Below are 2,650 nucleotides of genomic sequence, written 5' to 3'. Positions count from 1 at the left end.
TGTTTTTTTTTTTTTTTTTTTTTTTTTGTTTCTTTTCCCCTCCCCCCCCCCCCCCCCCCCACCACCGCAAGCGCACCGCTGATCCCCCATCCCGGCGGTCGATCGGGATGCCACCCTACCGGTGGGTTACCAGTTCAGGTTCAACGAGACGCCCACGACGCGCGGTTCGTTGTACACCGCCGCCATGTAGTTCTCGATCACGCCCTTCAGGTTCTTCTCGTTGGTGATGTTGCGCGCGAACAGCGCCGCTTCCCACGCACCGTAGTTGCCCGAGTATCCCAGCTTCAGGCCGCCTTCGAAGCTGCCCCTGGAGTTGAACTCGGCCGAGTCATACAGCACGAAGCTGGTGTAGCCCTGCTTGTTCCAGTCGGTGGACACGAAGAACACGTCGCTGTCGTTCACCGGAATGTCGTAGCGCGCGGCGAAGTTCAGGTTGTACTTCGGCGCGTTCGGCAGCGGATTGCCGTTGATCTGGGCGAACGTGTTGGCGCCCACCTTGATCGTCGGGTCATTGACCGTGCACACCACCCCGCCGTTCAGGGCACAGACCTGCGCGTACACGCGGTCGTCCTGGATTTCGCTGTGCAGCAGGCTCACGCCGGCGCTCAGGCTCAGGTTCGGGATCGGGCGCAGCTCCATGTCCGCTTCCAGACCGTAGGCCTTGGCCTTGTAGGCATTGAACAGTACGCCGTTGCCGTTGGAATCGTTGCCGTTGAGCTGGATGTCGTTGACTACGTAGGTGAACGCGGTGGCGTTCATGCGCAGGCGGTTGTCCCACAGGCTGCTCTTCACGCCCGCCTCCCAGGACAGGATGGTTTCCGAATCGGCGGTGGTGAAGTCCGCATTGAACACCGCCGAACGGCCCTGGATGGTCGGGCCGCGGAAGCCACGCGCCACTTTGGCGTACACACTCAGCTGCGGGTTGAACGCGTACATCGCGCTCACGTCCCAGCTGGGGGTGGTGTCGGCCATTTCCACATCAGTACGGCCACGATAAGTGACTGCGCCAGCGGCGGTATCGGCGGTCTTCAGCAGGCGGGTGCGCTTCTCGTCGCGGGTCTGGCGCAGGCCGGCGGTCAGGGTGAACTTGTCGGTCACGTCATAGCTGACCTGGCCGAAGCCGGCCCACGAGGTGTTGGTGTTGCGCAGGCGCACCCAGTTGTTCGGGTTGCGCGCGGCGCCCTGCAGGAACCAGGCGCGCTGGTAGAAGTCGGTGGTGTCACGGCCATCGAAGTAGAACGCCCCCACCTGCCACTTCAGGCGGTTTTCATCGGCATTGGCCAGGCGCACTTCCTGCGTCCACTGGTCCAGGTCGCGGATCTGCCCCATCGACTGGCCATACCCGTTGGGGACGCCGTTGACCGGGAAGTTGACGGCCGCGCCGCCGTCGGTGTCACCGCGGCTGTAACCGGACGTGGTTTCGTAGGCGGTGATCGAGGTCAGCGCGAGGTTGCCGAAGTCGTACACGGCCTTGACCGAGCCGCCGTAGGTCTTGTACGCCTGCGGGTTGTTGTCGGCTTCGTCGTAGGCAACCTGGTCGCGCGGCACGTCGGTGGTGTTGGACCCCCTGGTGATGGCGTTGCGCAGGAACAGGGTGGAGGTGCCTTCGTAATCACGTGCGTGTGCCGAGGCCAGCAGCGAGAACGCGTCGCTGGGCTGCAGCAGCAGCTGGGCGCGCACGTTGCGGTCATCGAAGCCGCCCATGGCGTTCTTCTTCGGGGACGCCGTGCCATCGGCACTGGGGCCGGCGTAGGTGTTGTCCACGTAGTCGTCGCGGTGCTGGTACAACGCCGATACGCGGAACGAGGCGATGTCGTTGATCGGGCCGCCGAAGCCGCCGTCCACCGCCACGCTGCCGTAGCTGCCATAGCTGGCCTGCACCCGGCCGTTGTAGTCCTGACTGGGCTTGATGCTGTCGAACTTGACGATGCCGGCAGTGGTGTTGCGGCCGAACAGCGTGCCCTGCGGGCCGCGCAGCACTTCGATCTGGTCCACGTCGTAGACCGGGTTGGACTTCAGCACCACGTGCTCAAGCACCACGTCATCCTGGATGATCGACACCGGCTGCGACGCACCCAGGTAGAAATCGATGTTGCCCAGGCCGCGGATGTAGAAGCGCGGGAAGATCCGGCCGGTGGTGGTTTCGGCGTAGAAACCCGGCACCCGGCCACTCAGGGCCAGCAGGGTGTCATCGCCGCCGGCAGTGTAGTCGCGCAGGCGCTCGCCCTGGACCACGCCGACCGACACCGGCACCTCCTGCAGATTGCGCTCGCGGTGGTCGGCAGTAACGGTGATGGCGTCGAGCGAGGTCGGGCTGGCGTCCTGGGCCACGGCGCCGCCGCTCAGGCCGAGCAGCGAAATGCAGGCCAGCGCCAGCGCGTGGGGGCGCGGCTGCCGGGCGGTGCGCGAGGGAGACGTTGCGGCCGAAGCGGAGGTGATGCGATGGGCGGACATTCAGGGGTCTCAGGCGTTACGGATCAAGGTGGCGTGCGGGACGCACGCGGGTGCACAACAGCGACACCGCTGTCTTCGCAGCGATGCGGCACGGTATTGCGCGGATGTTTCAAGGGGATTTCAACCCCACCTTTGATCCGGCGGTGGGGGGGGGGGGGGGGGGGGGGGGGGGGGGGGGGGGGGGGGGGAAAAAAAA

At 65.2% G+C, this 2,650-nt stretch carries 1 protein-coding gene; it reads right to left on the bottom strand.

Annotated features, from left to right (window positions below; translation table 11 throughout):
• Nucleotides 1-126: 126 nt before the first annotated feature.
• Complete coding sequence (locus ACTJI4_RS18105; protein WP_440870127.1) at nucleotides 127-2,454, bottom strand: TonB-dependent receptor; 2,328 nt, start codon at nucleotides 2,452-2,454, stop codon at nucleotides 127-129.
• Nucleotides 2,455-2,650: the final 196 nt, after the last annotated feature.

Origin of the sequence: Stenotrophomonas sp. 22385, assembly GCF_052045085.1 — a bacterium.
GTDB lineage: Bacteria > Pseudomonadota > Gammaproteobacteria > Xanthomonadales > Xanthomonadaceae > Stenotrophomonas.
The sequence above is the reverse complement of the archived record's forward strand: the minus strand, read 5'-3'. Positions and strand labels throughout refer to the sequence as shown.